The 26,343-nt window shown below is 42.6% G+C and carries 21 protein-coding genes, 1 other RNA gene, 1 pseudogene and 1 riboswitch; of the genes and pseudogenes, 18 read left to right on the top strand and 5 right to left on the bottom strand.

Annotated features, from left to right (window positions below):
- Positions 1–30: 30 nt before the first annotated feature.
- From ACQRD1_RS08505 to tadA, 5 genes are all read left to right on the top strand, one after another.
- Positions 31–2,121 (top strand): hypothetical protein, encoded by a 2,091-nt coding sequence (locus tag ACQRD1_RS08505; protein WP_427787242.1) that lies wholly within the window; start codon positions 31–33, stop codon positions 2,119–2,121.
- Between the two features lie 266 nt (positions 2,122–2,387).
- Entirely contained in the window at positions 2,388–3,548 is a 1,161-nt protein-coding gene (locus ACQRD1_RS08500; protein WP_427787241.1) for a hypothetical protein, read from the top strand.
- 32 nt (positions 3,549–3,580) lie between these two features.
- Positions 3,581–5,008 carry a deoxyguanosinetriphosphate triphosphohydrolase gene (locus ACQRD1_RS08495; protein WP_427787240.1) on the top strand — a complete coding sequence of 476 codons (1,428 nt, stop codon included), beginning with the start codon at positions 3,581–3,583 and terminating at the stop codon, positions 5,006–5,008.
- Positions 5,009–5,074: 66 nt separating this feature from the next.
- Positions 5,075–6,019 (top strand): DUF6128 domain-containing protein, encoded by a 945-nt coding sequence (locus ACQRD1_RS08490; protein WP_427787239.1) that lies wholly within the window; start codon positions 5,075–5,077, stop codon positions 6,017–6,019.
- A 42-nt stretch (positions 6,020–6,061) separates the two neighbouring features.
- Positions 6,062–6,535, top strand: a complete 474-nt coding sequence (tadA, locus tag ACQRD1_RS08485) for a tRNA adenosine(34) deaminase TadA (RefSeq protein WP_347375650.1) — start codon at positions 6,062–6,064, stop codon at positions 6,533–6,535.
- 54 nt (positions 6,536–6,589) lie between these two features.
- On the opposite strand, the gene ffs is transcribed toward tadA, so the two are convergent.
- Positions 6,590–6,851: signal recognition particle sRNA large type (gene ffs / locus ACQRD1_RS08480), an RNA gene on the bottom strand.
- Between the two features lie 134 nt (positions 6,852–6,985).
- On the opposite strand from ffs, the gene ACQRD1_RS08475 reads away from it, so the two are divergent.
- From ACQRD1_RS08475 to ACQRD1_RS08450, 6 genes are all read left to right on the top strand, one after another.
- A complete protein-coding gene (locus ACQRD1_RS08475) occupies positions 6,986–8,707 on the top strand; it encodes a B12-binding domain-containing radical SAM protein (protein ID WP_427787238.1) in 1,722 nt (573 codons plus the stop codon).
- Positions 8,708–8,923: 216 nt separating this feature from the next.
- The gene (locus tag ACQRD1_RS08470; RefSeq protein WP_235232447.1) at positions 8,924–10,435 is read left to right on the top strand and encodes a VanW family protein; all 1,512 of its coding nucleotides are present in this window, start codon (positions 8,924–8,926) and stop codon (positions 10,433–10,435) included.
- Positions 10,436–10,475: 40 nt separating this feature from the next.
- The gene (locus tag ACQRD1_RS08465) at positions 10,476–11,408 is read left to right on the top strand and encodes an AIR synthase-related protein (RefSeq protein WP_427787237.1); all 933 of its coding nucleotides are present in this window, start codon (positions 10,476–10,478) and stop codon (positions 11,406–11,408) included.
- Positions 11,362–11,853: an Lrp/AsnC family transcriptional regulator gene (locus ACQRD1_RS08460; protein ID WP_427743076.1), complete on the top strand. Its 492-nt coding sequence runs from the start codon at positions 11,362–11,364 to the stop codon at positions 11,851–11,853. Before ACQRD1_RS08465 ends, ACQRD1_RS08460 begins: the two co-directional genes overlap by 47 nt.
- Entirely contained in the window at positions 11,853–13,022 is a 1,170-nt protein-coding gene (locus ACQRD1_RS08455; RefSeq protein WP_427787236.1) for an aminotransferase class I/II-fold pyridoxal phosphate-dependent enzyme, read from the top strand. The genes ACQRD1_RS08460 and ACQRD1_RS08455 overlap by 1 nt, the downstream gene beginning before the upstream one ends.
- Positions 13,023–13,040: 18 nt before the next feature.
- The gene (locus ACQRD1_RS08450; protein ID WP_235232443.1) at positions 13,041–13,532 is read left to right on the top strand and encodes a tRNA (cytidine(34)-2'-O)-methyltransferase; all 492 of its coding nucleotides are present in this window, start codon (positions 13,041–13,043) and stop codon (positions 13,530–13,532) included.
- A gap of 69 nt (positions 13,533–13,601) precedes the next feature.
- On the opposite strand, the gene ACQRD1_RS08445 is transcribed toward ACQRD1_RS08450, so the two are convergent.
- The 4 genes and pseudogenes from ACQRD1_RS08445 to ACQRD1_RS08430 all read right to left on the bottom strand — a co-directional run bounded on the left by ACQRD1_RS08445 (position 13,602) and on the right by ACQRD1_RS08430 (position 18,476).
- Positions 13,602–15,497, bottom strand: a complete 1,896-nt coding sequence (locus tag ACQRD1_RS08445) for an extracellular solute-binding protein (protein ID WP_427787235.1) — start codon at positions 15,495–15,497, stop codon at positions 13,602–13,604.
- 5 nt (positions 15,498–15,502) lie between these two features.
- Positions 15,503–16,339 (bottom strand): ABC transporter permease, encoded by an 837-nt coding sequence (locus tag ACQRD1_RS08440; protein WP_235232441.1) that lies wholly within the window; start codon positions 16,337–16,339, stop codon positions 15,503–15,505.
- Between the two features lie 499 nt (positions 16,340–16,838).
- Positions 16,839–17,918, bottom strand: a pseudogene (locus ACQRD1_RS08435) (ABC transporter ATP-binding protein); the annotation flags it as partial.
- 15 nt (positions 17,919–17,933) lie between these two features.
- Positions 17,934–18,476 carry an XRE family transcriptional regulator gene (locus ACQRD1_RS08430; RefSeq protein ID WP_328282595.1) on the bottom strand — a complete coding sequence of 181 codons (543 nt, stop codon included), beginning with the start codon at positions 18,474–18,476 and terminating at the stop codon, positions 17,934–17,936.
- A 126-nt stretch (positions 18,477–18,602) separates the two neighbouring features.
- Between ACQRD1_RS08430 and ACQRD1_RS08425 the strand changes: the two genes are divergently transcribed.
- The 7 genes from ACQRD1_RS08425 (at position 18,603) to ACQRD1_RS08395 (ending at position 26,207) form a co-directional block, all read left to right on the top strand.
- Positions 18,603–18,959: a hypothetical protein gene (locus ACQRD1_RS08425; RefSeq protein WP_235232439.1), complete on the top strand. Its 357-nt coding sequence runs from the start codon at positions 18,603–18,605 to the stop codon at positions 18,957–18,959.
- Positions 18,960–19,032: 73 nt separating this feature from the next.
- Positions 19,033–19,533, top strand: coding sequence for a shikimate kinase (locus ACQRD1_RS08420; RefSeq protein WP_235232438.1), 501 nt, complete (start codon positions 19,033–19,035; stop codon positions 19,531–19,533).
- Between the two features lie 302 nt (positions 19,534–19,835).
- A complete protein-coding gene (locus tag ACQRD1_RS08415) occupies positions 19,836–21,128 on the top strand; it encodes a UDP-N-acetylglucosamine 1-carboxyvinyltransferase (protein ID WP_235232437.1) in 1,293 nt (430 codons plus the stop codon).
- A 114-nt stretch (positions 21,129–21,242) separates the two neighbouring features.
- On the top strand, positions 21,243–22,418 hold the full coding sequence (locus ACQRD1_RS08410; protein WP_235232436.1) for an MFS transporter: 1,176 nt from the start codon (positions 21,243–21,245) through the stop codon (positions 22,416–22,418).
- A gap of 128 nt (positions 22,419–22,546) precedes the next feature.
- Positions 22,547–22,646, top strand: a riboswitch (SAM riboswitch).
- Between the two features lie 117 nt (positions 22,647–22,763).
- A complete protein-coding gene (metK, locus tag ACQRD1_RS08405) occupies positions 22,764–23,951 on the top strand; it encodes a methionine adenosyltransferase (protein ID WP_235232435.1) in 1,188 nt (395 codons plus the stop codon).
- Positions 23,952–24,028: 77 nt separating this feature from the next.
- The gene (locus ACQRD1_RS08400) at positions 24,029–25,525 is read left to right on the top strand and encodes a HAMP domain-containing sensor histidine kinase (protein ID WP_235232434.1); all 1,497 of its coding nucleotides are present in this window, start codon (positions 24,029–24,031) and stop codon (positions 25,523–25,525) included.
- On the top strand, positions 25,518–26,207 hold the full coding sequence (locus tag ACQRD1_RS08395) for a response regulator transcription factor (protein ID WP_427743039.1): 690 nt from the start codon (positions 25,518–25,520) through the stop codon (positions 26,205–26,207). Before ACQRD1_RS08400 ends, ACQRD1_RS08395 begins: the two co-directional genes overlap by 8 nt.
- Positions 26,208–26,343: the final 136 nt, after the last annotated feature.

Genomic DNA, 26,343 nt, shown 5'->3' with positions numbered 1-26,343 from the left:
ACCATTGCATTATTCTGGGGGCTATTTCCGATGAGCCCTCAGTCAGGAATTCATGCGGAAGAAAAATATACGTTTACGAATTTGCAAATGTTCCATAAAACTTATGATGAATCGGTAGGAGATCAAATTGAGATCGGTACAAATGTTTCTACATTGGTTCTGCTTCCAGGCATGAGATTTCGGATGGATTTGTCTGATGAAGAAGGTAATAATTATACGATTCATGAAGAAGGATTTGCAGATAAACAGATTTTTCATGTTAATGATGGGCTTTATTATGTAAACGATGATGCAACTCCGGGTACATATACTATCCCTTATAATTATACGGATGAATCGAATCATACAATTACCAGTACTTTGACCATTACTGTGTTTGATAAGAAAGACTTGAGTTACAAAATTGGTTATTACAACGATAGTCCATACTATTACCAATTACTTGAGGATACAGCTCAGCAGACGACAAATAATCTTTTTAAAGTGGGTAGTCAGAAAGACCTGAAGTTGGTTGCGTATTATAAGTATACAGATGTTGATCATGAGCAATGGGTAGAGATTGTAGATGATAAGATGTTTCCTGTTTACAGTTGGAGTAGTAGTGATGAAAGTGTGGCTTCTATTGATAAAAATGGCACTTTGACGTTTAAGGGGGATGGAAATAGTACAATTACTTGTCGTGCGAAAGGAACAAATGGAGAGATTACTGTCACTGGTAACGTGTTTGGAAAAGAAGAAGGTGTGTATGTCACTAAATATTCCGATGTGAGTCGGATAACTTTAGGAAAATCTTTGGAGACAGATTGGTCAATAAATATTATTGGAGAAGGGTTGGTACCTGACTGGGCATATGGTCTTAGCAAATTATTGATGATCTTAGATAACAATACGATAAATATGTTGAATGAAAAATCACTTCTGGGTTATGATGGTGTTTTAGATCCTGAGAATCCGGTTATAACATTTGTCCCGGATGCTTCGCTTCATACTATATGGGCGATTAAGGGAAGTGGTAATTGTGCTCCATTTCTTGTGAGATGTAAAGATTTAGCTGGAATGACAATTACGGGAACGGTAGTTGTGCCTAAAAAAGAAGCATGTGATTATGATTTAATGACTCCTGAGAAGGCTATGTATGAAGCGTGCGATTGTTATAAGAATGAGGATAATTTGAATGATCTTCATATCACGAATCCAGACGGAACAACATACATTGCAAAAGCAATGCCGTTTACCATTGAATTCTTAGATGATACAGAAGAAAATAACATGGAGTTGATAGATGAAATTGAAAAAAATATATCTTCTGGGAAATATATTTCGGAAAAACAAAAGTTATATCTTGGAGATCTGTTATATCAATTAAAGCATGGATATAGTGTGTTTGATGAATATAAAGAAGAAAAAGAATTTCCGCTTCCGGAGTATTCTGCAGATAATCTTGGGCGAATTGAGAGCGTGATAAAATATGTTTTTGGGGCGCATATTTCTTGTAATATCCCGGAAGATGTACAGGTGTCGAATCTGACTTTATGTGGAGAAAGTTCTAATGGAAATGTTCCGAATCAGACGCTGACTTTAACAAAAGAGGATACTGTGACAAGTGATATCACGCAGAAGATGATGACCGAAGATCAAGAAACAGTTGCTTCTTATGATATTAATCTGTATCATCAAGTTGATGGTGAGGAAGAGACGCAGATTACTGAGACTGTGGTTCCATTGGGAATTACGATTGACACCAAGACAGATCTCGAAGGAAAAAATGTTGAAGTTATTCGTGAACATACGAATGAGGATGGTGTGACCACAGCAGATATCCTGCCTTGTGAAGTGAATGGCTCTCAGGTAAGTTTTTCGACTAATCAATTCTCAGCATATACAATTGTAACGTCGGAGGATAAATCCAATGGTAATCAGGGAGGAATTGAGGAGAATAAAGGAAATGGTACAATAACCGATAACAGTCAGAATGCGAAGGAAGAGAAATCAACTAATCTTACTAAGACAAATAAAAGTATAAAGACTGGAGATACAACAAATGTTCTGTTGCCGATGTTTTGTCTGACTTTATCAGTTATAGTTATTTTGATTTGCAGAAAAAAATTTTATCATAGGTAATCGGAACTATTAGTGAATAGTTAGATTAATAAATTGGTGCTTAGTGTGAATCTCTGGGCGCCAATTTTTATGTTATCATATATTTAAACAATAAAAATATGTTCCAGAAAGCATCCCAGAGGATTGTAGATGCATTGAAATATTAAGTCATCGGTTGACTGGATTTTTTTGATTTGTTAGAATAAGAAGGGGGAAAAAGCTAGATTTATCAAGCAATAAAAAAGTTTACAGGAGTATAATTTTTAATATAATAAGGAGGAAATGCAATGCTGGATTTAACATTTGGGGAGCAAGTCAAAATTATCTTAAGCCGTAAGGGCATGACGATCAAGGAACTCGCTGAGACGATTGAAAAACGTACCGGGAAGAAGATGTCCCGTCAGAATCTGACGCAGAGACTGGGACGAGATAATTTTCAGGAACAGGATATGCGTATGATCGCAGAGATTCTTGGATGCCCATTTCAATTAAGTATTCTGGGCGATCATATTTCATCAGAGAAATCGAATAATAATATAGAAGAAAATGTACAGACGGACAAGGCTGATAATGCTGGTTCGATAGAGGTACCTGTTCAACCGCAGGCAGAGACTCATGAGAGGGACATTACCATCGGCGAACTTGTGGATATTCATGAGGAGCTGGACGCTATGATTGCAGAAGAAGGTGTGGGAGAACCAGAAGAATGTATTGGTGAAGTGGATGCATATGTGTATGATGAAGAACCACAAGAGGAACAGATGGCAGGAGAATCTGAAGAGATTGTGAAGTCATTTGCGGAAGAATATGTTGTGCCACAAAGCGAATCGGTGGAAGAACTGCTACAGGAAATCGAAGATATTGAAAGTGAGCGTAAGCCTCAGGAAAAAGAGAAGAAATCAGAAGAAAAAGAAGAGGAAGAGCAGCTGCATGGGTGGAAAGCATATTTGATGAGACGTAAGAAAAAGCGTTCGAAAGAGCAGGAGGAGCCAGTTGAAGATGTGGCAGAAAACTCTGAAGTAATCCCAGAAGTAATCCCAAAAGCAATTGCGGAAGAAATCTCTGCAGAAGAGTCACATGAAGAGCCATATGACGAAGCGGAAGAAGAATTTGCAGAAGAATTTGCAGAAGAATCTGCAGAAGAACATGCAGAAGAGCAGCCTGTAGAAGAACAATATACGGAAGAACAATATACAGAAGAGCAATATACAGAAGAATATATGGATGAGGAAGAGGATCTGGAGAAGGGAGAGATTAACCCGTACACTGGCAGAGAGTATGAGTCCAACAGTGTCCGTATGCATCCATCGCGTATCGGTTATGTACAGGTCTATGACCGGTCAACTCATCAATGGACAGATATGACAGAGTGGGCATTTCTTGGCTATCAGGAACGTAAGAAGGTGTTACTTGGCAAGGATTATGAGCCGCCGATCTATCTGGATTAATCAGTATTTATAGAAGGAAAGTGTGAGAACGGGTGAATTGGGAACAGTTATTGTCAACGAAGAGAAATAGAGGCGGTTCGGGAAAGAACCGATATGTAAGGAATACGGATCTGCGAAGTGAGTTCGAGAAGGATTATCATCGTATTATCGGAAGTGCATCTTTTCGCAGACTACAGGATAAGACCCAGGTGTTCCCTCTGGATAAGAGCGATTTTATCCGGACAAGGCTGACCCATTCACTGGAAGTATCATCTTTTGCCAAGTCTCTGGGACAGAATATTGGAGAAAATATATTGGTATATAAGAAAGATCCTAGTTTTACACCGAGAATGAAGGAGGATATCTGCAGTATCCTACAGTGCGCAGGGTTGATTCATGATATTGGAAATCCGCCGTTTGGGCATTTTGGAGAGGACACTATCCGGGAATGGTTTCAGAAAAATCTGCCAGTGATGGAGTATCATGGAACTCCGATCGATACCATCCTCACGCCGCAGATGAGAGAAGATTTTTATCATTTTGAAGGAAATGCTCAGGCATTGCGTCTGGTAAGTAAGTTGCATTTCCTGGTGGATGAGAATGGAATGAATCTGACGTATGCCTTGTTGAGTACGATTATAAAATACCCGGTTTCTTCACTGGAGATGAATTCGAAGTCGGGAGATATCAAGGACCGGAAGATGGGATATTATTTTGCGGATCAGGAGATCTTTGAAGATATTTCTAAAGAGACGGGAACGAATGGAAAGCGGCATCCGCTGACGTTTATTCTGGAAGCGGCAGATGATATTGCTTATAAGACGGCCGATATAGAGGATGCATTTGTCAAAGGATTTTTAAGTTATCACAAATTATTAGAAGAACTTACAGAGCTTCAGGAATTGTATTTTCGAGGAGGAGGCGGAGGCTTCCAGCCGGCGGATAAATTAACGGAACTATATCTGCGGGCGAAGGAAATGCATGTGGAGAATCCGGAAGAATATGCGATTAAGAACTGGATCGTCCGGGTGCAGGGATTTGTGATCAACTGCGCTACTTATGGATTTACATCGAATTATCAGGCAATCATGCAAGGGACTTATGTGCATGATCTGTTCTATCAGACATTTGCAGAGAGACTGATGAATCTGTTGGGAGATCTGGCTTTCCGGGAAGTATTTACTTCGGAGCCTATCTACCGCATGGAAGTCACCGAAGCGACCATGCTGGATTTCTTATTGGACAAGTTTATGACAGCAATTATAAAATATGACGATAAGACACAGAAGCTGGATTCTATTGATGAGCGTATGGTCTCATTTATCTCCAGTAATTATAAAAAGGCATATCATTACCATGCACGAGGGAAGTCGGAGATTGAGAGATTATATCTGCGAATCCTCCTGGTGACAGACTATGTCTGTGGAATGACGGACAGTTATGCCAAGAGATTATATCAGGAATTGAAGGCAATCGTATAAGAAAGGAATTTTTTTCGATTCTGGGGAATAGATTGTGATAAATAAACCAGAATGGGAAGTGGAAAATTGAAGCGTTTTATTCGTTATCTGTACGAATATGAACAAGGAAGAAGACTGCGAAATGTAGGATTTATTAAGGTAGAGCAGGGTGAAGATGATTGTGCGGTACATATTCATGGAAAGGGACTGCACATGAAGGGTGAGAAAAAGCTTCAGCTGTATCTGTTCTATGAGGAAAATGACGAATGTATAGGTGTATGGCAGGGAACAGTAGATAATGTAAACCCTGCCATTAATTACAGGCTGTATTACACGAAGGAGGATGTGGGCATACCGGAGAATTTTATGAAGATCAACGGTATGATCCTGGAAAGTGAAAATGGGCATAAGTACGCCGCAGTCTGGGATGATATGCCGGTAGATGTCGACCGCATGCGCGTATGGCAGCAGAAACCGGAGCGAGTTACGATTGTGGAAAAGCTGGAGCGTATGGCAAGAGAGAAGGATGCCGAGGAGGAAGAGCGTGCGCCAGAAGAAGCAGTCATTCAAAAAGAGCGTAATCAGCCAGAGATGCATCGGCCTGTGGAGGAGCAAAATGAACAGCAGGAGCAGATGATCATGGCAGAACAGATTCCGATGGAAGAAGAACAGGCTGTAGAAGAGCAGGATGTAAAAGGACAGTGTCCCTCGTGCAGATTCCAATGCTCCAAGATTCAACGCAATGAGCTGGCAAGGCTCCCGCGGTGTGAGTGGAAACTGGCCAACAACAGCTTCTTGTTGCATGGATATTATAATTACCATCATCTTGCTCTCATTGATGATGGAAAGGGATTAAGACTTGGCGTGCCGGGAATCTACCATCCGCAGGAAGCAAAAGCGGCAAGTGCATTTGGGTTCGCTGAATTTATCCCGATCCAGGAGATTGATCTGGAGCTTACGGAGGATGAGGGTGATGAATCGGAACAATTTGGCTATTGGTGTCGTTATGTAAAGGGGCCAAGAGCATTTTAGCTATAAAAGTTTATTGTATAAGATATGTATGGGGAGAAGATCATGCCGAGTGTAGATGAAAAGTACATGAAAGAGGCCATCAAGCAGGCCAGAAAAGCATATGCCATAGGAGAAGTGCCCATTGGATGTGTTATTGTATACCAGGATAAGATTATCGGGAGAGGATATAATCGACGCACGATCGATAAGAATACGCTTGCTCATGCGGAATTGATTGCTATTAAGAAGGCGAGTAAGAAGATGAATGACTGGCGGCTGGAAGAGTGTACAATGTATGTGACTCTGGAACCGTGCCAGATGTGTTCGGGGGCGATCGTGCAGTCAAGAATGACTCGTGTTGTGGTAGGATGCATGAATCCAAAGGCGGGCTGTGCCGGATCCATATTGAATCTTCTGCAGATGGAAGAGTTCAACCATCAAGTGGAGCTTACCACAGGAGTGCTGGGAGAAGAATGCAGCCAGATGATGAAATCATTTTTCAAAGAATTGCGGGAAGCAAAGAAGAAAAAAGTTTAAAAAAAGCACTTTGTAAGCAGTGATGACTTGCAAAGTGCTTTGTTGTTCTCTTTTTCGTGCGATGCGCTTCGAACGCATTTTCACAGACGTTACCTTGACAGTTAACTCAGCTCAGGCACCCTCACGGCACCCGGAAGATTCTGCTTAGTGCTGCTTCGTTCCCGACCTGACACAGTTCACAGATTTCCGTCGCGTAAGACCCAGGCATCTACGCCACTTATCAAGGGCAGCTCTGCAAAAATGTGCCCTCTGCGCACCATACCCCTGCTATAGCGGATTGCAGGTACAAGGTACCGCTAACACCCCGGCTGCACGAGTCTTTATTTTACATTATTTTTGCAGAAATGTCAACCGGACTGAGCGGATTTGTCTCTGTCTTGGGTTTATAAGAGTTCTTCTACTATTGACCAGGGATGATGTGCAAGTATATAATCAGTTAAGGTGATGAGTATGAAGATATTATTAACAGCAATTAATGCCAAATATATTCACTCCAATCTGGCTGTATACAGCCTGAAGGCATACTCTCAGGATGAAGGGGTGGAGCTGGCGGAATATACGATTAATCAGCGAAGTGAAGATATTCTGATGGACATCTATAAACGCAGGCCGGATGTGCTGTGCTTTTCCTGCTATATCTGGAATCTGGATGTGGTTGAAGAATTAGTAAGAGAACTTGGGAAACTGATGCCGGATCTTGTTATATGGCTTGGAGGTCCTGAAGTATCTTATGATGCGAGGGATGTGTTATGCCGTCTGCCGATGGTCCGTGGAGTCATGAAAGGAGAAGGCGAGGAGACATTTGCCGAACTGTGTAAGATATATCGATGCAGCAAGCATACGGATGAAGAGCTGGAGAATCTTGCCGGAATCACATTTCGCAGAGCGGATGGGACAATCATTGAGAATCCATGGAGAGAAGTGATGGATCTGAGCAAGGTGCCGTTTGTTTATCAGCGCATAGAAGATTTTGAGCATAAGATTGTCTATTATGAATCCAGCCGCGGTTGTCCGTTTTCCTGCAGCTACTGCCTCTCTTCTGTGGACAAGCGTCTACGCTTCCGTAATCTGGAACTGGTGAAGCAGGAATTGCAGTTCTTTCTTGATCATGAGGTGCCGCAGGTCAAGTTTGTGGACAGAACATTTAACTGTAAGCATGATCACGCGATCGCAATCTGGAAGTATATTGCAGAGCATGATAATGGAATTACGAACTTTCACTTTGAAGTGGCGGCAGACTTGTTGAATGAAGAGGAGCTGAAGATTCTTGAAGGTATGCGTCCGGGACTGGTGCAGCTTGAGATTGGGGTGCAGTCAACCAATCCGGATACTATCCGGGCAATCCGCAGAACGATGGATTTTGACAAAGTAAGCGAAGTGGTCGCAAGAATCCAGAAGAAGGGGAATATTCACCAGCACCTGGATCTGATCGCGGGACTTCCGTATGAAGATATCCAGCGCTTTGCACGTTCCTTTGATGATGTCTATGCATTAAAACCAGAACAGCTTCAGCTGGGATTTTTGAAGGTGCTGAAGGGCTCTTATATGGAAGAACAACAGAAGACTTATGGGATGGAGCATAAGAGCAGGCCGCCCTATGAGGTACTCTATACAAAGTGGTTGTCTTACGAGGATGTGATCCGGCTGAAAGGAATCGAAGAGATGGTGGAGGTCTACTATAACAGCAGACAGTTTACACATACGATAGAAGCATTAGAACAAGAATATACTTCCTCTTTTGAAATGTATGATCGATTGCGGGAATACTATGAAGAGAAAGGATATGGAAGTGTTCAGCATAAGAGAAGTGCGAGGTATGATATTCTGTTGAGTTATATTCTGTATCATCATCCCAAGAAAGTCCAATATTACCGGGAACTTTTGATTTATGATTATTATTTGCGGGAAAATGCGAAGACGAGACCGGAATTTGCAGGTGAATATAAAGTAAGCAAGGAAGAATTGCGGACGTTTTACGAAAATGAAGAGGAAAAACGAAAATACCTGGTGAATTATCAGGCATATGACAGAAACCAGATGCGAAAGATGACACACCTGGAATATTTTTCGTATTTTGGAAAATATATTCTGTTTGATTATATGGAAAAAAATCCGTTGAATCAAGAAGCCCGAACTTGCGTGGCAGATTTCCAAGATCTTCACAGGAAATAAGATAGAAATGTGTCTTGAAAAATACTTATAAAAAGTTTAAAATGTATAAAATATAGCGTTAGGAAAAAGAAGGAAAAATTATGAATTTTAATAACAAAAAAACCAGAAGAATTATTGCAATTATTATTATGGTTATTATATTGGCGATGATCGCGACCATGATCATACCATATCTTATGGTATAATGTATCTGGCAAGGGGGATTACGAGAGTAGTATGGCAGGAGAGCATCATAGGAAGAGAAGACGCAAGAAAAAGAGAATGTCAAAATTGAGATGGCAGAGAAGAAGAATTCTTCTGTGTCTTGGTTTTTTGTGTCTTGCTATTGTTTTTGGGGTGAGTTATGGAGTTTTGTATCACTATGTCAATGGTTTCCCGAAAGAAAAGATATGTGACAATATATATATCGGCGCAGTGAATGTCTCTGGCATGTCTGAAACAGAAGCGAAAAACGAATTGATGGAGCATCTGAAAGCGGATCAGGCATTAACGCTTACGATGCAGGTTGATAAGAAGTCACAAGAAGCATCTCTGGAGGAGATGGGACTGGGCTATCAGAACCTGGATAAGACGGTGCAAAAAGCGGTCAATTATGGCAAAAAGGGAAGCTTGTGGAAGCGGTATCGTCAGTTGAAAAAGCTGAAGAAGGAAAAAGTTGTATTTGATGAGTCTTTTGTATTGGAAGAAGAGAAGGCCGGTACAGTCATCAATGAAAGAATCGTTCCATTGGCGAATCATGCGGTAGACGCATCCATTGAAAAGAACAGTACGGGATTCAAGATCAAGGAAGAAAAAGAAGGCAAGACAGTAAATATAGAGGCTTCTGTTCAGGCGATCGAAAAGGCTCTGAATACCTCGTGGAAGCATGAAGCGTTGACGGTCGAGATGGTTCAGAAGAAGGAAAAACCGAAAGTGGTGTCGGCAGATCTGGAGACGATCCAGGATGAGCTGGGAGCATTTTCCACAGATGCCGGCGGCGGCGAGAGATGGCAGAACCTTAAGACGGGAGTGGAGCATTTGAACGGGACGGTATTGATGCCGGGAGAAGAACTGTCGGTTCATGATAAGACAGCTCCATATGACGCGGAACATGGATACGTGGAGGCGGGCTCCTATGAGAATGGCCAGGTGGTAGATTCATTTGGAGGAGGAATCTGTCAGGTGTCCACAACATTGTATAATGCTGTCTTGTTTGCAGAACTGGAAGTCGTAGAGCGATATCCACATTCCATGCTCGTCAATTATGTGGAGCCTTCCAGAGATGCGGCCATAGCTGGGGATTATCTGGACTTTGTATTTCGCAATAATTATGATACGCCGATCTATATTGAAGGTGAGATCGACAGTGCCAATCAGCTTCGATTCTGTATCTATGGTAAGGATACGAGAGATGCCGGAAGAAGTGTTGAGTTTGAAAGTGAGACTTTGGAGACAGAGGATTATGGCATCACTTATGAGGAAGATCCGGAAGCATCTCTTGGCAGCATGCAATACGCGGGAAGTCCACATACTGGTAAGACTGCCCAGTTGTGGAAGATTGTGTATCAGGATGGTGAGGAAGTCAGCCGCGATGTGATCAACAGCAGTAAGTATGAGAAATCCGATCAGATCATTAAGATAGGAACGGTTTCAGATAATTCACAGGCTTCAGCACTGGTAAGGTCGGCAATAGCGACGCAAGATCAGGCGAAGATCAATGAGGCAATCAGTCAGGCTTCGCAATATTAAGAAAATATATTTGTATTAGAAGGAACGGTTGGAAATCAACATGAAGATAATGACACAAGATGAGTACGTGTTCAGTGAAACTGCAATTGTGCATGGGCAGTCGAAATATATCGTAATCCATGCTCTTGCCGCTGTCGTCAACTCGTTGGCAGCAGCGGGGGGAAAGTGTCTGGGGATGGAAGTGCAGATAACGATTCCAGAATATGCGTATTCATCAAAAATTCACGCAATAGAAAAGATCATCAAGGAAAGTTGTACACAACAGAAGATAGAGGAACTTAATGTTACCGGGAGAAAGAGCGGTGCGGCTGCTTATCCTATGGTCGTGGTAAATGGAGTTGCCCGTGCGCCTAAGGAAGAACCGTGGTGCCTGGAGACTGGACGAGCGGGACAGGAGATTGTTCTGACGAAGTGGATAGGTATGGACGGAATGCTGCAGATTGCAGCAGAAAAGGAACAGGAATTAAGGGAGCGTTTTGCGCCGGCTTTTATGAAACAGATTCTTTCTTACAGAAAGCATCTGTTTGCACTTACAGAGATAGAAGTTGCAAAAGCCATGGGCGTGTCTGCCGTGCGTCAGATTACTGAAGGGGGAATCCTTGCGGCTTTATGGAATCTGGCGAAAGAAGCAGGGACAGGGCTGGAATTGGATATGAAGAGTTTGTCGGTGCTGCAGGAGACGATTGAGGTCTGCGAGCACTACAGGCTGAACCCATATCAGCTGACGTCCGTTGGAAGCCTTTTGATGGTAACAGACGATGGGGAAGCACTGACAGATGCGCTTCGTAGTCATCAGATCCAGGCAGTAGTGATTGGAAAGATGACGGATAATAATGATAAAATACTCCACAATGGAGATGAAATACGGTATTTAGACCGACCTGTGCCAGATGAGATTTTGAAAATATTTTGCGGAGGAATGCATGATGGAAGAGACAAGAAAGCAGATATTACTGTATCTGGAAAAAAATAGCAGAGTAAACCTGGAAGAATTGGCTATTCTTTTGGGAACGGATGAAGTAACAATTGCCAACGAGATCGCTCAGATGGAGAAAGAAAAGATCATCTGTGGATATCACACTTTGATTGATTGGGATAAGGCGGGTGCGGAGCTTGTCAATGCGTTAATTGAAGTCCGTGTTACGCCAATGAGAGAGAAAGGATTTGACAAGACAGCAGAACGAATCTGTAATTATCCAGAGGTGACAGCAGTCTACCTGATCTCTGGAGGATATGACCTTCTGGTCAGTATAGAGGGCAAGACGCTTCAGGAAGTATCCAGATTCGTATCCAGCAAGCTGGCTCCGATTGAAGAAGTAGTAAGCACTATGACGTATTTCATATTGAAGAAATACAAAGATCATGGGACGCTGATGTTCAAAAAGAATAAAGAAGAAAGGATGCTGGTGACGCCATAATGAGAGATCCATTATCAAAAAAAGTAGTTGGTATACAACCGTCCGGTATCCGAAAATTCTTCGATGTAGTTAATGAGATGCCGGATGCAATCTCTCTGGGTGTCGGCGAGCCGGATTTTGATACGCCATGGAGAATCCGAGAAGAGGGAATCTATTCACTGGAGCGAGGAAGAACGTTTTATACATCGAACTCCGGTTTGAAAGAATTAAAAGAGGAAATCAGTCGATATCTGCAGAGAAAAATCCATGTAACTTATGACCCGGAATGTGAGATTGCTGTAACGGTGGGCGGAAGTGAAGGGATTGACATCGCTTTTCGTGCGATGTTGGATCCGGGAGATGAAGTGCTGATACCACAGCCCAGTTATGTATCATATCTGCCTTGCACAATTCTTGCGGATGGTGTGCCGGTAGTCATCCCATTGCAGCAAAAGAATGAATTTAAACTGACAGCGGAAGAATTGGAAGCTGCGATCACACCGAAGACGAAGATTCTGGTTCTGCCGTACCCGAATAATCCGACAGGAGCAATCATGACAAAGGAAGATCTGGAGTCGATTGCAGAGATTGTGAAGAAATACGATCTGTATGTATTGTCAGATGAAATATACTCAGAGTTGACTTACAAATCTGAACACGTATCCATTGCGTCTCTGCCGGGAATGAAAGATCGCACTTTGGTGATCAATGGATTCTCCAAAGGCTTTGCCATGACTGGATGGAGATTAGGTTATATCTGTGGGCAGAAGAAAATCATGGAACAGATGATTAAGATTCATCAATATGCAATTATGTGTGCGCCGACGAACAGTCAGTATGCGGCAATCGAAGGCTTGAGAAATTGTGAGGGAGAAGTTCAGCGGATGCGAAATGCTTACAACCAGAGGAGACGGTATCTGGTTCATGAGTTTAAGCGGATGCAGCTGGATTGTTTTGAACCTTTTGGTGCATTTTACATATTCCCGAGTATTCAGGAATTTGGCATGACATCGGAAGAATTTGCCACTCGTTTTCTGGAAGAAGAAAAGGTGGCAGTTGTACCGGGAAGTGCATTTGGTGAATGTGGAGAAGGATACTTAAGAGTATCTTATGCGTATTCTCTGGAAGACTTGAAGGAGGCTATCGGAAGGCTGGGTGCCTTCGTGGGAAGATTAAGAAATGAAAGATAAAAAGCAGGAGGGATTGACATGTTGAATATTGTGTTGCATGAGCCAGAGATTCCGGCAAATACAGGAAATATCGGCCGTACTTGTGTGGCAACGAATACAAGACTGCATCTGATCGAACCGTTAGGTTTCCGCCTGAACGAGAAGAATCTGAAGCGTGCAGGAATGGACTATTGGGATCAGCTGGATGTAGTTACATACATCGATTATAATGATTTTCTTGAGAGGAATCCTGGCGCCAAGATCTATATGGCAACGACAAAGGCGCCAAAAGTCTACACAGAAGTTCAATATGAGCCGGACTGTTATATTATGTTTGGAAAAGAGAGTGCCGGAATACCAGAAGAGATCTTGGTGCAGCATAAGGATGACTGTATTCGTATTCCAATGGTCGGGGATATCCGTTCGCTGAATCTGGGCAATTCGGTAGCGATCGTTTTATACGAGGCGCTGAGGCAGAATGGATTCGCGGGCATGAATCTGGAAGGCCATCTGCATCGGCTGGATTGGTGATGATTGTGTATTTAGCAGGCAATAGAGAAATTGGGACGCAGATTAAAATTGCGTCCCAATTTTTTGCCTTTATTTATCCGCGTTACTTGCGGCAATCTTTACTTTGCTCCACATATTACTAATGGTTTTTCTAGTCTCTTCGTTATATACGAAGACCTCATCGTTATCATTATCCGTTCTTGGCATGTAGGCGCTGATTCCTTCGTAGTCACCGCCAGGACCGTACAGGTCATCCATGACTTCCTGATTCGGGGAAGTGTATCCTACATAACTGGAATTGTCGTAGGCACCATCGTAATCGCTGACGAAGTTGATAAATTCGTGAGCGAGTTCTGGATTCTTGGCATTCTTGGGAATGACCATAGCATCGGACCAGAGGTTGGTTCCGCTTTCTGGAAGATAGAATCCCATATCTTCATTTTCTGCCATGACGTAAGCTGCATCTCCTGAATAGATCAGTCCCAGAGCCTTTCTTCCCTGCGCCATATTATCAATGATCTCATCGGTAACAATCTCTGGTTTCATGGTCTGTACACATTGTACCAGCCAATTGTAAGCCTCTGTAAGTTCTTGCTCGTTGTCCGTGTTCATAGAATATCCAAGGGCTTTTAGCGCCATCATGAAGGAGTCTCGTTCAGAGTCATACAGATAGATGTCCCCACAATATTTTTCGTCCAGGAAGATGTTATAGCCTTCCTTTTCCAGATCTTCGATATCTACTTTGTTCTTATCATATACGATGCCGACAGTTCCCCAGAAATAAGGAACGGAATACTGGTTGCCCCGGTCGTAGGGCAGGTCTTTTACGGCATCTGCCAGTTTGTCCATGCAGTCCAGTTTGGAATGATCCAGTTTTTGAAGGTAATCTTCATCAATCAGACGCTGAATCATATAGTCACTTGGAACCAGGATATCGTACGCTTCCCCATTGGCCACCTTGATGTACATCTGTTCATTGGAGTCAAAGTTCTCCATGACTACAGTGGCACCGGTTGCAGCTTCAAAATCCTGAATGATATGTTCCCCGGTATATTCTCCCCAGTTATATACATAGAGAGTCTCTCCCTCGTAAGGGAGTGCATTGCTTGTTTCGTTAAGGTTTGCAAAGATGATGACTCCGACCATTGCGCAACAGGCAACAAGAACAGGGACAAGTGCTCGGCGTCGTTTGATATCGGTACGTTTTGCCTGTTTTGCCATGAACAGTGGTCCTACGTTGATGATAATCAGTGCAATCGTAATGATTACAACAACCAGAGTAGAGATCGCATTAATACTTGGATTTACACGTTTGCTCATGGTGTAGACCATGATACTTAAGTTCTTGACTCCGCTTCCTGTTACGAAGTAAGAGATGATAAAATCATCTACGGACATGGTAAATGCAATTAATGAGCCGGAGATAATACCCGGAGTAATCTCTGGGACGATGACTTTTATAAGTGCCTGCCAGGGAGTTGCGCCAAGGTCCATGGCCGCGTCAGCCAGATTGGGGTCCAGAGAGCGTATCTTCGGCATGACCGAAAGCATTACATAAGGTATACAGAAGGCAATATGAGCAAGGAGCATTGTAACATAGCCTTTTTCAATCTTAAATGTAATAAACAGAAGCATGAATCCGATGGCAGTTACAATCTCTGGGTTCATCAGGGGAAGATTATTCACCTGATCCATAATATCCCGGATAATTTTCTTGGATTTGCTAAGTCCAATGGCGGCAATCGTGCCGGCAATCGTTGAGATAAATGTTGCGATCAGCGCAATGCTGAAGGTTGTATACAAAGATTCCATCATATCGTGGGAATCCAGCATATGCTGATACCAGCGAAGAGAGAATCCGGTAAATACAGTCAGGGACTTTCCGTCATTAAATGAAAAGATCACCATATACAGGATCGGCAGATAGAAGAACACGATCATCAGAATCATTAATATTTTCCCAAAAGTGCGTTTGCTTTTTTTCATAATGATTATGCCTCCTTTCCGCCTTGGTTGTGAATCTCAATTTTGCGTACGGCCATCATAAGCAGCATCATAATGATTGCCATGATCATAGAGATGGCACTTCCGAAGTTCCACTCGCCAACCGTAATGAATTGATTTTCTATCATATTTCCGATTAAGAAATACTGTCCGCCGCCCAGGAGCTTCGGGATGAAGAAGGAGCTGACAGCAGGCAGGAATACCAACGTAATTCCATTGATAACACCAGGCAGAGAAAGTGGCAAGGTTATGCGCAGAAACGTCTGCACAGGGCTTGCTCCCAGGTCTGCACCAGCCTCCAGTAAGGAATGATCCATCTTACAAAGAGAGGTGTTGATCTGCAAGATCATAAATGGAAGAAAGTTGTAGACCATGCCGAGTAGTACAGCGGCTTCTGTATATAACAGCTCTGTATTGCCAAAGCCGATCAGGCTGAAAATGCGTTGAATCAGTCCTCCTTCACTTAACAGACCAATCCAAGCATAAGTCCTTACAAGCATGTTGATCCACATAGGGATGGTAATACAAAGGACAAGAATATTCTGCACATGTTCCTTGCTGCGGGCAATAAAATATGCAACAGGATACCCTAGAAACAGGCAGATTACCGTTGTCTTTACAGCAATCATGATGGAACGCCAGAGAATTAATAAAAAGTCAGGGTCGGTAAAAAACTTGATATAATGGTCCAGCGTAAATGAGAACGATATGATGCTGTTCCCTGGTTCGGTAAAGGAATACATGGCAATGAGTGCCATTGGAAGCAGCAGCATGATCGCAGCCCATACAATATAAGGGATTGCTAATTGTGAAAAACGTTTCATTCTAATATACCATCCTTGACATCACGTGGATATCTTCCGGGAAGAATGTCAGGCCGACCTCCTGACCGACTTCGGAATAATCGGTTGTGTGAATCTTAAATTCACGTCCTGGTGTAGAGAAGGTAATCTGGTATACACCTTCGGTTATATTTTCAGGATCGAAATCATAATCAACACTGATATCTACGCTTTGGTCTTCATTGCTTAATTTCCAGCCCTGAGCGTTGGCCCATGTCTTGATATCTGTGTCTAGAGCCTGAGACTCGGTAATCTCGTCTACCGTCTTGAAGAAGTTAAATGCCATGATCGCTTCGTTGGCTTTCTCGTTCTTAACAAATGGCTGGTTTACGACGAAGATCGTACGCTCGATGCTGGTTCCGCTGGAAGTTGAGAAAGTAACTGGATATTGTCCTGGCTCTTCCTGAAGGTCGTATTCGATCTTGGCGATTGAGATGTAATCATCACTGACCGGATCCCATGCCTGTGCATTGGAGAGGGCGATGATCTCTTTGTCATCCAGGTCTTTTACATCTTCCACATCTACATAGAAGTTGTTCGCGCTGATTTTTTCGCTTCCATCTTCACTGGTTACATCATGATTACGGATGACACGCATGTTGACGGTAACACTGGTACCAGGAACGGTCTCTACGATAATCTCATAGTGAACTCCTTTAAATAAGATGCTTAGAACTTCTCCTGTCATCTTGCCGTCTTTGACATCTACGATATCTATATCTTCCGGTCGAATGATAACATCTACTTTTTCATTTTCACGGAACCCGAAGTCCACACAGTCAAAAGTGATATCGTCAAAACGTACTTTATAGTCTTCTAACATGGTTCCGGTCAGAATATTGCTTTCGCCGATAAAATTAGCAACATAGCGGTTGGCTGGCTCGTTGTAGATCTCCTGTGGTGTACCAACCTGCTGGATCTCACCATTTTTCATGACAACAATCTTGTCTGACATGGTAAGGGCTTCCTCCTGATCGTGAGTAACGAAGATGAAGGTAATACCGACTTCCTGCTGAATCCGTTTTAATTCATACTGCATTTCTTTTCTGAGTTTCAGGTCAAGAGCTGCCAGCGGTTCATCCAGAAGAAGGACCTTTGGCTCATTTACCAGGGCTCTTGCAATGGCAACACGTTGCTGTTGACCACCAGACAGTAAGGTTGTATTCTTGTTTTCATAACCTTCCAGACCAATCAGCTTTAGCATCTTCATGACCTTCTGTTCGATGACGTCCTTACTCATCTTCTTGATCTTAAGGCCAAATGCAATATTTTCGTAGACACTCAAATGTGGGAACAGGGCATATTTCTGGAATACTGTATTTAATTCCCTTTCATAAGGTGGTTTCTGGCTGATCTCTTCGCCGTCAAAAATCACCTTTCCCTCATCTGCTTCCAGAAATCCACCCAGAATCCGAAGCAAAGTAGTCTTTCCACATCCACTTGGGCCTAACAGTGTTACGAATTCATTTTCGTAAATATCAAGATTAATTCCTTTTAAGACAATCTGTCCGTCGAAGTTCTTCACGATATTACGAAATTCAATCAGTTTCTTTTCCTCCATCTCACTTCTCCTTCCTTAGAACATCGGTGGTGTTGTGATCCATAGTATTTTTGCTTCGATGTTCGTGTGATTGTATAAATAATGGCTTTTTGAGCCGTCCAGGTAAAAGGTCTCTTTTGATTTCAGTCGATATCTTTTGTTCTCTTGAATCAAAGTGACACTTCCTTTTAATATGTAGCCGAATTCTTCTCCCTGGTGTGCAGACAGAATCTGGCTTTTTTTGTGTGGTTTCAGAGTCAAAAGGATTGGCTCCATTCTGTTTTTCTGTGCATTGGGGATTACCCATTCAATCTGGTAATCTTCCTGCTCATCTACAAAAAAATCTTGCGTGGAAAATACAATCTGCTGTTCTTCTTCCTCATGAAAGAATTCTGACAGATTGGTTCCGAGCGCTTCCAGAATATCTTCCAGTGTTGCGATGCTTGGAGTGGTCAGATTGCGCTCAACCTGAGACAAGAATCCTTTTGTAAGCTCACTGCGTGAAGCCAAGTCACCCAGAGTAAGATCATTTTGCAGACGCAATTCCTTGAGCTTCTTTCCTATATCCAAACTCTTCACCTCCTGTTAGCTAATACTATACTTTTTTTTAAAAAATATCAAACAATTACTATTATACATATCTGTGGCAACAATGCAACCATTTGCATAAAATAATGTAGATATTTATTCTATCGAGGTGTGTATATGGATCAGAGAATGCCTTTCTATATGGCGTATCAGACGCCGATACTTTTTGACGATGACAGAATGAACCGAAGGGATTACGACTATATGAAAAGCCTGTACCCAGATACTGCGAAGCGGTTGGTTCCGCTCATTGAAGAAGAGTGTGACCGTATGGAGTATGATGGAAGTATGATGTATGATGAATATCCTGATCGGCTTCAGTTAAGGATGATGTGCAGAAGGGTAGGAGACCGGGCGAGGGAAGGCGAAAAGGATCCCGGGAGATGGCTGGATGATCTGATTGAAGTGATGTTATATCAAGAATTATGCAGGAGACGGTGTGAGCACAGAAGCTATCGGAGGCGATTTTTTTAGAACTTTTGAAAAGTGGACGAAAGAAAAAACTTATGCTAAAATAGGTGAAAATACAGAAGAAGGAGCAATATGAATGAATAATGTTATTCTGATTGGAATGCCGGCGGTCGGAAAAAGTACGGTTGGTGTTGTTGTGGCAAAACGACTTGGATACAAATTCGTTGATACAGATATATTAATTCAGGAAGAAGAAGGAAGATTATTACGCGAAATCATTGAAGAAAAAGGAATTCATGGTTTTCTTGAAATAGAAGACCGGGTAAATGCAGGAGTTGATGTGAAGAATACCGTGATCTCACCGGGAGGAAGTGTGGTATATTGTGAAAATGCAATGGAACACTATAAAAAAATCGGAACGGTCGTATATTTACAAGTGTCCTTTGAGACAATAAATAAGAGACTGAAAAATGCAAAAGGCAGGGGTGTTGTATTAAAAGAAGGCCAGACATTGAAGGATCTCTACGATGAAAGAGTTCGCTTATTTGAGAAATATGCGGATGTCACAGTTGCAGAAGATGGATTAAATCTGGAAGAGACAATTGAAGAAGTGTTAAAAACGCTGAAAATCCTGTAAAATATTGGGAAATATTACGGATAAATTACATATTTGTAAAAATTATTTTACAAATCCCAATTCTATGGTATAATGTCCACGTGAGTATTGAGCAGTGCAAAAATAATCAATGACAATGATTCTGCTTGCAGAAGCGATTGTCAGGGATTATTTTTATAGGGCGAGAGCCCGTGATGAGGGAACCGAAGGTTACCGAATGGCACTGCGAAAAAGAGTGCAAAAATAATCAATGACAAAAATTGATAATGATTCAGATAGAGAAGCTTGAGAGTAAGTAATAGATAATAGTTTTGAGGTGTAATATGGAACAGTATATTATTAAGGGCGGGCATCCGCTTGTCGGAGAAGTTGAGATTGGCGGAGCAAAGAATGCTGCTCTGGCTATTCTTGCTGCAGCAATTATGACAGATGAGACGGTATATATTGATAATTTGCCAGATGTAAATGATATTAATGTACTGTTGGATGCGATCGCAGGTATTGGAGCGAACGTTCATAGAGTAGATCGTCATGCGGTCAAGATCAACGGAAAAAGCATCCAGAATGTTGATATAGAATATGATTATATTAAGAAGATTCGTGCATCCTACTACATGCTGGGGGCATTGCTTGGAAAGTATAAACGTGCCGAGGTTGCTCTTCCAGGAGGCTGTAATATCGGAAGCAGACCGATCGATCAGCATTTGAAAGGATTCCGTGCATTAGGCGCTGAGGTAGAGATTGAACATGGCAAGATTGTTGCTGAGGCAGAGCGTCTGGTAGGCAAGCATATATATTTTGACGTAGTAAGTGTTGGTGCCACCATTAATGTAATGATGGCGGCTACCATGGCAGAGGGGACCACTATTTTGGAAAATGTTGCCAAAGAGCCTCATGTTGTTGACGTTGCCAATTTCCTGAACAGTATGGGCGCCAACATCAGAGGTGCAGGAACGGATGTTATCAAGATCCGTGGAGTACAGCGCCTGCATAGTACAGAATATTCCGTAATTCCGGATCAGATTGAGGCAGGAACATTTATGTTCGCAGCAGCAGCAACCAGGGGAGATGTTACAGTATTGAATGTAATTCCAAAGCATCTGGAAGCTACCATTGCAAAGTTAATTGAGATCGGCTGCGAAGTAGAAGAATTTGACGATGCAGTCCGCGTGGTATCCAAAGGAGATCTGACCAGCACACATGTAAAGACGCTGCCATATCCAGGATTCCCGACAGACATGCAGCCACAGATCGGTGTAACCTTAGCTCTGTGCAAAGGGACAAGTATCATTACAGAAAGCATTTTCGAAAACCGTTTCAAATATCTTGACGAGCTTGCAAGAATGGGAGCGAATGTGAAAGTAGAAGGAAATTCCGCAACAATAGAAGGTGTAGAGAAGTTCTCCGGTGCAAGAGTCAGCGCACCAGACCTTCGCGCAGGAGCGGCACTTTGTATCGCAGGTCTCGCGACCGATGGCATCACAATCGTAGATGATATCGTGTATATCCAACGCGGATATGAAAGATTCGAAGAAAAAATTCGCGGAATTGGTGGAATTATTGAAAAAGTTGCTTCAGAAAAAGAAATTCAAAAGTTCAAATTAAAAGTCAGCTAATAATTGGGGACGGGGGTTTTTTCATTTTCCTCCGTCCCCAATTCATTTTTCCGTGTCCCTTTTTCAAATTACCCTGTCCCTTTTTAATATTTTGTAAAATATTGGAGAAAATAGATGAAAAAGATTCAAAACAGATATGCGATTCTTGTAATTGCATCTATTGTGAATTTTGTGCATGGTAATCCGTACATATGGACGGTGTTCCAGCCTTATGTGCAAAGTGAATACGACCTGTCGGTGGCAGCGTCCAGCCAGCCGTTCACGATTATCATTGGAATATTTGCGGTGGGAAATATGATCGGAGGCTATCTACAGCATAGATTGGGCGCAAAAAGGACAATTCTGGTAGGCAGTTTTGTCATGTGTGTCGGATTTTTTCTTGCAGGAATAGCACCATATGATATGCCGTGGATGATTTCTGTTGGATATGGTGTTCTGGGTGGATTGGGTTCTGGATGTGCATTTAGCCTCCTGGTGGCAGTGCCGCAGGCATGGTTCCCGGACAAGCGGGGGCTGGTGACGGGAATTACGGTAGGAGTAGTTGGAATATCTGGTGTACTGATGAATCCTTTATGTGATTTTACGTTAGCAAGACACGGATATCATTTTTCCATGCTGATGGTAACTGTTATCTATGCGGTATTATGTCTGGGCGCATTTTTTATAGAAGAAGCTCCTCCGGAATTGATGATACAGTCTTCTGGCAGCGAACATAATAATCTTCAGGGTAGGACAGAAAGCCAAAGACAATATACAACAAAAGAGATGATGCGGACCAGAACCTATTATGTGATCAGTATCGTGATGGCATTGGCAATCCCTGCATATGTGCTTGTGAATCCACTGATGAAATCACTGGGGATGGAGCGGGGACTGACAAACGCACAGGCACTCACAGGCGTAATGATCGCTTCATTTGCAAATATCGTCGGAAGATTCGCGGCTCCCTGGTTGTCTGATAAAGCTGGTTGTAAGATCGTAATTCGAATTATGTACGCTGTAGCGATGATATCTGTTCTTGGAATCACAGTAGCTAGAGGCGGCCTTTTTGTGTTGCTGATATCACTTGTGTGTATGGTATACGGAGGTGTGGTGAGCGTATTCCCAGTGCTAGTGTCTGAGAAATTTGGAATGAAATACCAAGGTATGAATTTTGGGGCGGTCATGCTCGGATATGGAATCGTTTCTATATTATGCTCCTATCTATTGGATGCAGCAGGACAAAGCCTGTCATTTATTATTGCAGGCGTAGCATGCCTGATTGGTCTGGTGGGGACAGGGTTATTTTAAAAAGGGACAGGGATATTTTAATTTGGGACGGAGGAAAATGAAAAAACCCCCGTCCCCATATTGACAAGTGTGGGAAAAGCGTGTAAAGTCTTACTCGTACACATTAACAATATAATAATGCAAACTTTCTCTTATTCAGAGCAGTGGAGATACAAAGGATCTGTGAAGCTGCGGCAACCCCAAGTGTATGGAAGGTGCCAACCTGAGCGAGTAATCGAACAATAAGAGGATTGGTTTATGAGAATATAAAACAGTCCGCTTAAGCGGGCTGCTTTTTTTCGTAAAGGCAAAAAGAGAAAGTGCGCGAAAGGGAGTCATCCCTTTGGTAGAAAAGGAGAGAAAAAGATGGAAAAACATTTATTTACATCCGAATCTGTAACGGAAGGTCATCCGGATAAGATGTGTGACCAGATATCTGATGCGATTCTGGACGCGCTGATGGAGCAGGATCCGATGAGTCGTGTGGCTTGTGAGACGAGCACCACTACAGGCCTGGTCCTTGTCATGGGTGAGATTACAACGAAAGCATATGTAGACATTCAGAAGATTGTCAGAGATACGGTAAGAGAGATTGGGTACACCAGAGGTAAATTCGGATTTGATGCGGACACTTGTGGCGTAATTACAGCGATTGATGAGCAGTCATCCGATATTGCAATGGGCGTTGATAAGGCTTTGGAAGCGAAGGAAAATAAGATGTCAGAAGAGGAACTGGATGCCATTGGAGCTGGAGATCAGGGAATGATGTTTGGTTATGCTTCTGATGAGACGCCGGAACTTATGCCGTATCCAATTGCGCTGGCACACAAGTTGTCACGAAGACTTACAGAAGTAAGAAAGAACGGTACACTTCCGTATCTGAGACCGGATGGCAAGACACAGGTGACGGTAGAATATGATGAAGACGGAATTCCAACTCGTCTGGATGCAGTGGTTCTGTCTACTCAGCATGACCCGGATGTGACACAGGAGCAGATTCATGAAGATATTAAGAAATATGTTTTTGATGCAGTAATTCCAGAAGGAATGACGGATGAGAATACGAAGTTTTTCATCAACCCGACTGGCCGTTTCGTTATCGGTGGACCGCACGGAGACAGCGGTCTTACCGGCCGTAAGATTATCGTAGATACCTATGGCGGTATGGCACGTCATGGCGGCGGGGCATTTTCCGGTAAGGACTGCACCAAAGTAGACCGTTCTGCAGCATATGCAGCACGTTATGTTGCGAAGAACATCGTGGCAGCAGGTCTTGCAAAGAAATGTGAGATTCAGCTTTCATATGCAATTGGTGTTGCACATCCGACCTCTATCATGGTAGATACATTTGGCACTGGAAAGATCAGCGAAGAGAAGATGGTAGAAATGATCCGCGAGAACTTCGATCTTCGTCCGGCTGGAATTATCAAGATGTTGGATCTGAGAAGACCAATCTATAAGCAGACAGCGGCTTATGGACATTTTGGACGTACAGATATTGATCTTCCATGGGAGAAACTTGACAAGGTAGAAGAATTGAAAAAGTATTTATAAAAATTTAATAAAAGTTTATGGGCGCTTTGATGTGAAGCGCCCTTTTTCATGCTATACTTTCCTTGGAGGTCATGTGTATGAAGCTAAAGACAAGATTGATCATCGCTTTTTTAACAGTGATTTTAATACCGATTTTTTTGACGGTTTCTATGGTGTGTCTGTTAGGGCATTATCAGATCAGCGCGATAGAAAAGACGTATGAGATATCTGGGACAACGGTTGCAAGCCTGTCGAACTCAGCACAAGTGCTAGCCAGACTAACCGAAAAGTCCTGGCATGAATTGAAAGAGATGGCATCGAAGAACCCAGAGAATATGGAGGATGCCACATGTCTGGAAGAATTTAATCAGAAGTTGGAGAAGAAAAAAGCTTATCTTCTGGTTCGCAAGGAAAATACAATCATTTACGTAGGAACAGATATGGAAGAGGCTGAGCCGGTGATCTCAGAACTTCCTGATTATGGAGAGGCAGATACGGAGTCGGAAAATGGCCTATACTTGGGCGGAGATGCCCATGCATTGGTAAAGCAAGTAGATTTTATGTATTCAGATGAAAAAGAAGGCAGTGCATTTATCGTCACCGATATGGGAAATATGATTCCGGAGGTAGAGCACTTTTTCCTGGAAGTGATCTTGATCGTGATTATTACGCTGGTTCTGACAGCGGCGGTCTTGATTATCTGGATTTATCGCGCAGTGATGCAGCCCTTAGGGAAGATGCAGGTTGCGGCAAAGAATATCAAAGAGGGGAATCTTGATTTTGAACTGAAACCGGAGGCTGATGATGAGCTGGGTGATCTTTGTCAGGATCTGGAAGAAATGCGAAAGAAGCTTCGGGATACCGCCGAAGAGAAAGTGAGATTTGACAAAGATAATAAGGAACTGATCAGCAACATTTCCCATGACCTGAAGACGCCAGTGACGGCAATCAAGGGATATGCAGAAGGGATTATGGACGGAGTTGCGGACACACCGGAGAAAATGGAGCGCTATATCCGAACCATTTACAATAAAGCCAGTGAGATGGATACGTTAATCAATGAGCTGACATTCTATACAAAGATTGATACCAACCGAATCCCGTATAATTTTAATACTCTTTCGGTAGATGCATATTTTGAAGATTGTGCGGAAGACCTTTCACTGGAATTAGAATCCAGGAATGTGGAATTTGGTTATTTCAATTATGTAGAACCGGGAGTCAAGGTCATTGCGGATGCGGAACAGATCAAGCGGGTCGTGCATAATATTGTAAATAATTCGTTAAAATATATGGATAAGCCGAAGGCGAAGATTAATCTTCGAGTCAAAGACGTGGGAGATTTTGTACAGGTTGAGATCGAAGATAACGGTAAGGGAATTGCGGCAAAAGATCTGCCCAATATCTTTGACCGGTTCTACCGTACAGATGCTTCACGCAATTCTTCCAAGGGTGGAAGCGGAATAGGGCTTTCTATTGTAAAGAAGATTATAGAAGAACATGGCGGCAAGATATGGGCGACGAGCAGAGAAGAGACTGGAACAACGATGTATTTTGTCCTTAGAAAATATCAGGAGGTACCGATATATGAGTAAAATATTAATCGTAGAAGATGAAGAGGCGATTGCAGAACTGGAACGAGACTATCTGGAGCTGAGTGGATTTCAGGTAGAAGTAGCCAATGATGGTGAGACGGGGTTGAAAAAAGCATTGAATGAAGATTATGATATGTTTATTTTGGACCTGATGCTTCCGGGAATAGATGGCTTCGATATCTGCCGACAGATCAGAGATGTAAAAAATACACCCATTATAATGGTATCTGCCAAAAAAGACGATATTGACAAGATCCGTGGTCTTGGACTGGGAGCCGATGATTATATGACAAAGCCATTCAGCCCAAGCGAGCTGGTGGCGCGAGTCAAAGCCCATCTTGCCAGATATGACCGACTGACAGGAAGTGCCAAAGAAGCTAATAAAGTGATTGAGATTCGAGGACTTAAGATTGATACAACAGCAAGAAGAGTCTGGATCAACGGAGAAGAGAAGACATTTACTACAAAAGAATTCGATCTTCTGACATTCCTGGCCAGCCATCCGAATCATGTATACACAAAAGAAGAATTGTTCCGTGAGATATGGGATATGGAATCCATCGGAGACATCGCGACCGTGACCGTGCATATCAAGAAGATTCGTGAAAAAGTAGAGATGGACACATCCAATCCACAGTATATTGAGACCATCTGGGGCGTGGGATATCGCTTCAAGGTATAGTTTGGGACGGGGGAAATTGAGATTTCCCCCGTCCCAAACTAAATTCACCCTGTCCCCAATTCAATTTACCCTGTCCCTAATTCATTTGACAGTATCCCCCAGAATAAATATAATTGTGATATCATAGGTACATTAG

This window comes from Bariatricus sp. SGI.019 (genome assembly GCF_050315235.1).
In the GTDB taxonomy this organism is placed as follows: domain Bacteria; phylum Bacillota; class Clostridia; order Lachnospirales; family Lachnospiraceae; genus JAFBIX01.
Note: the sequence above shows the minus strand (reverse complement) of the source record. Positions and strands in the feature narration are given on the sequence as shown.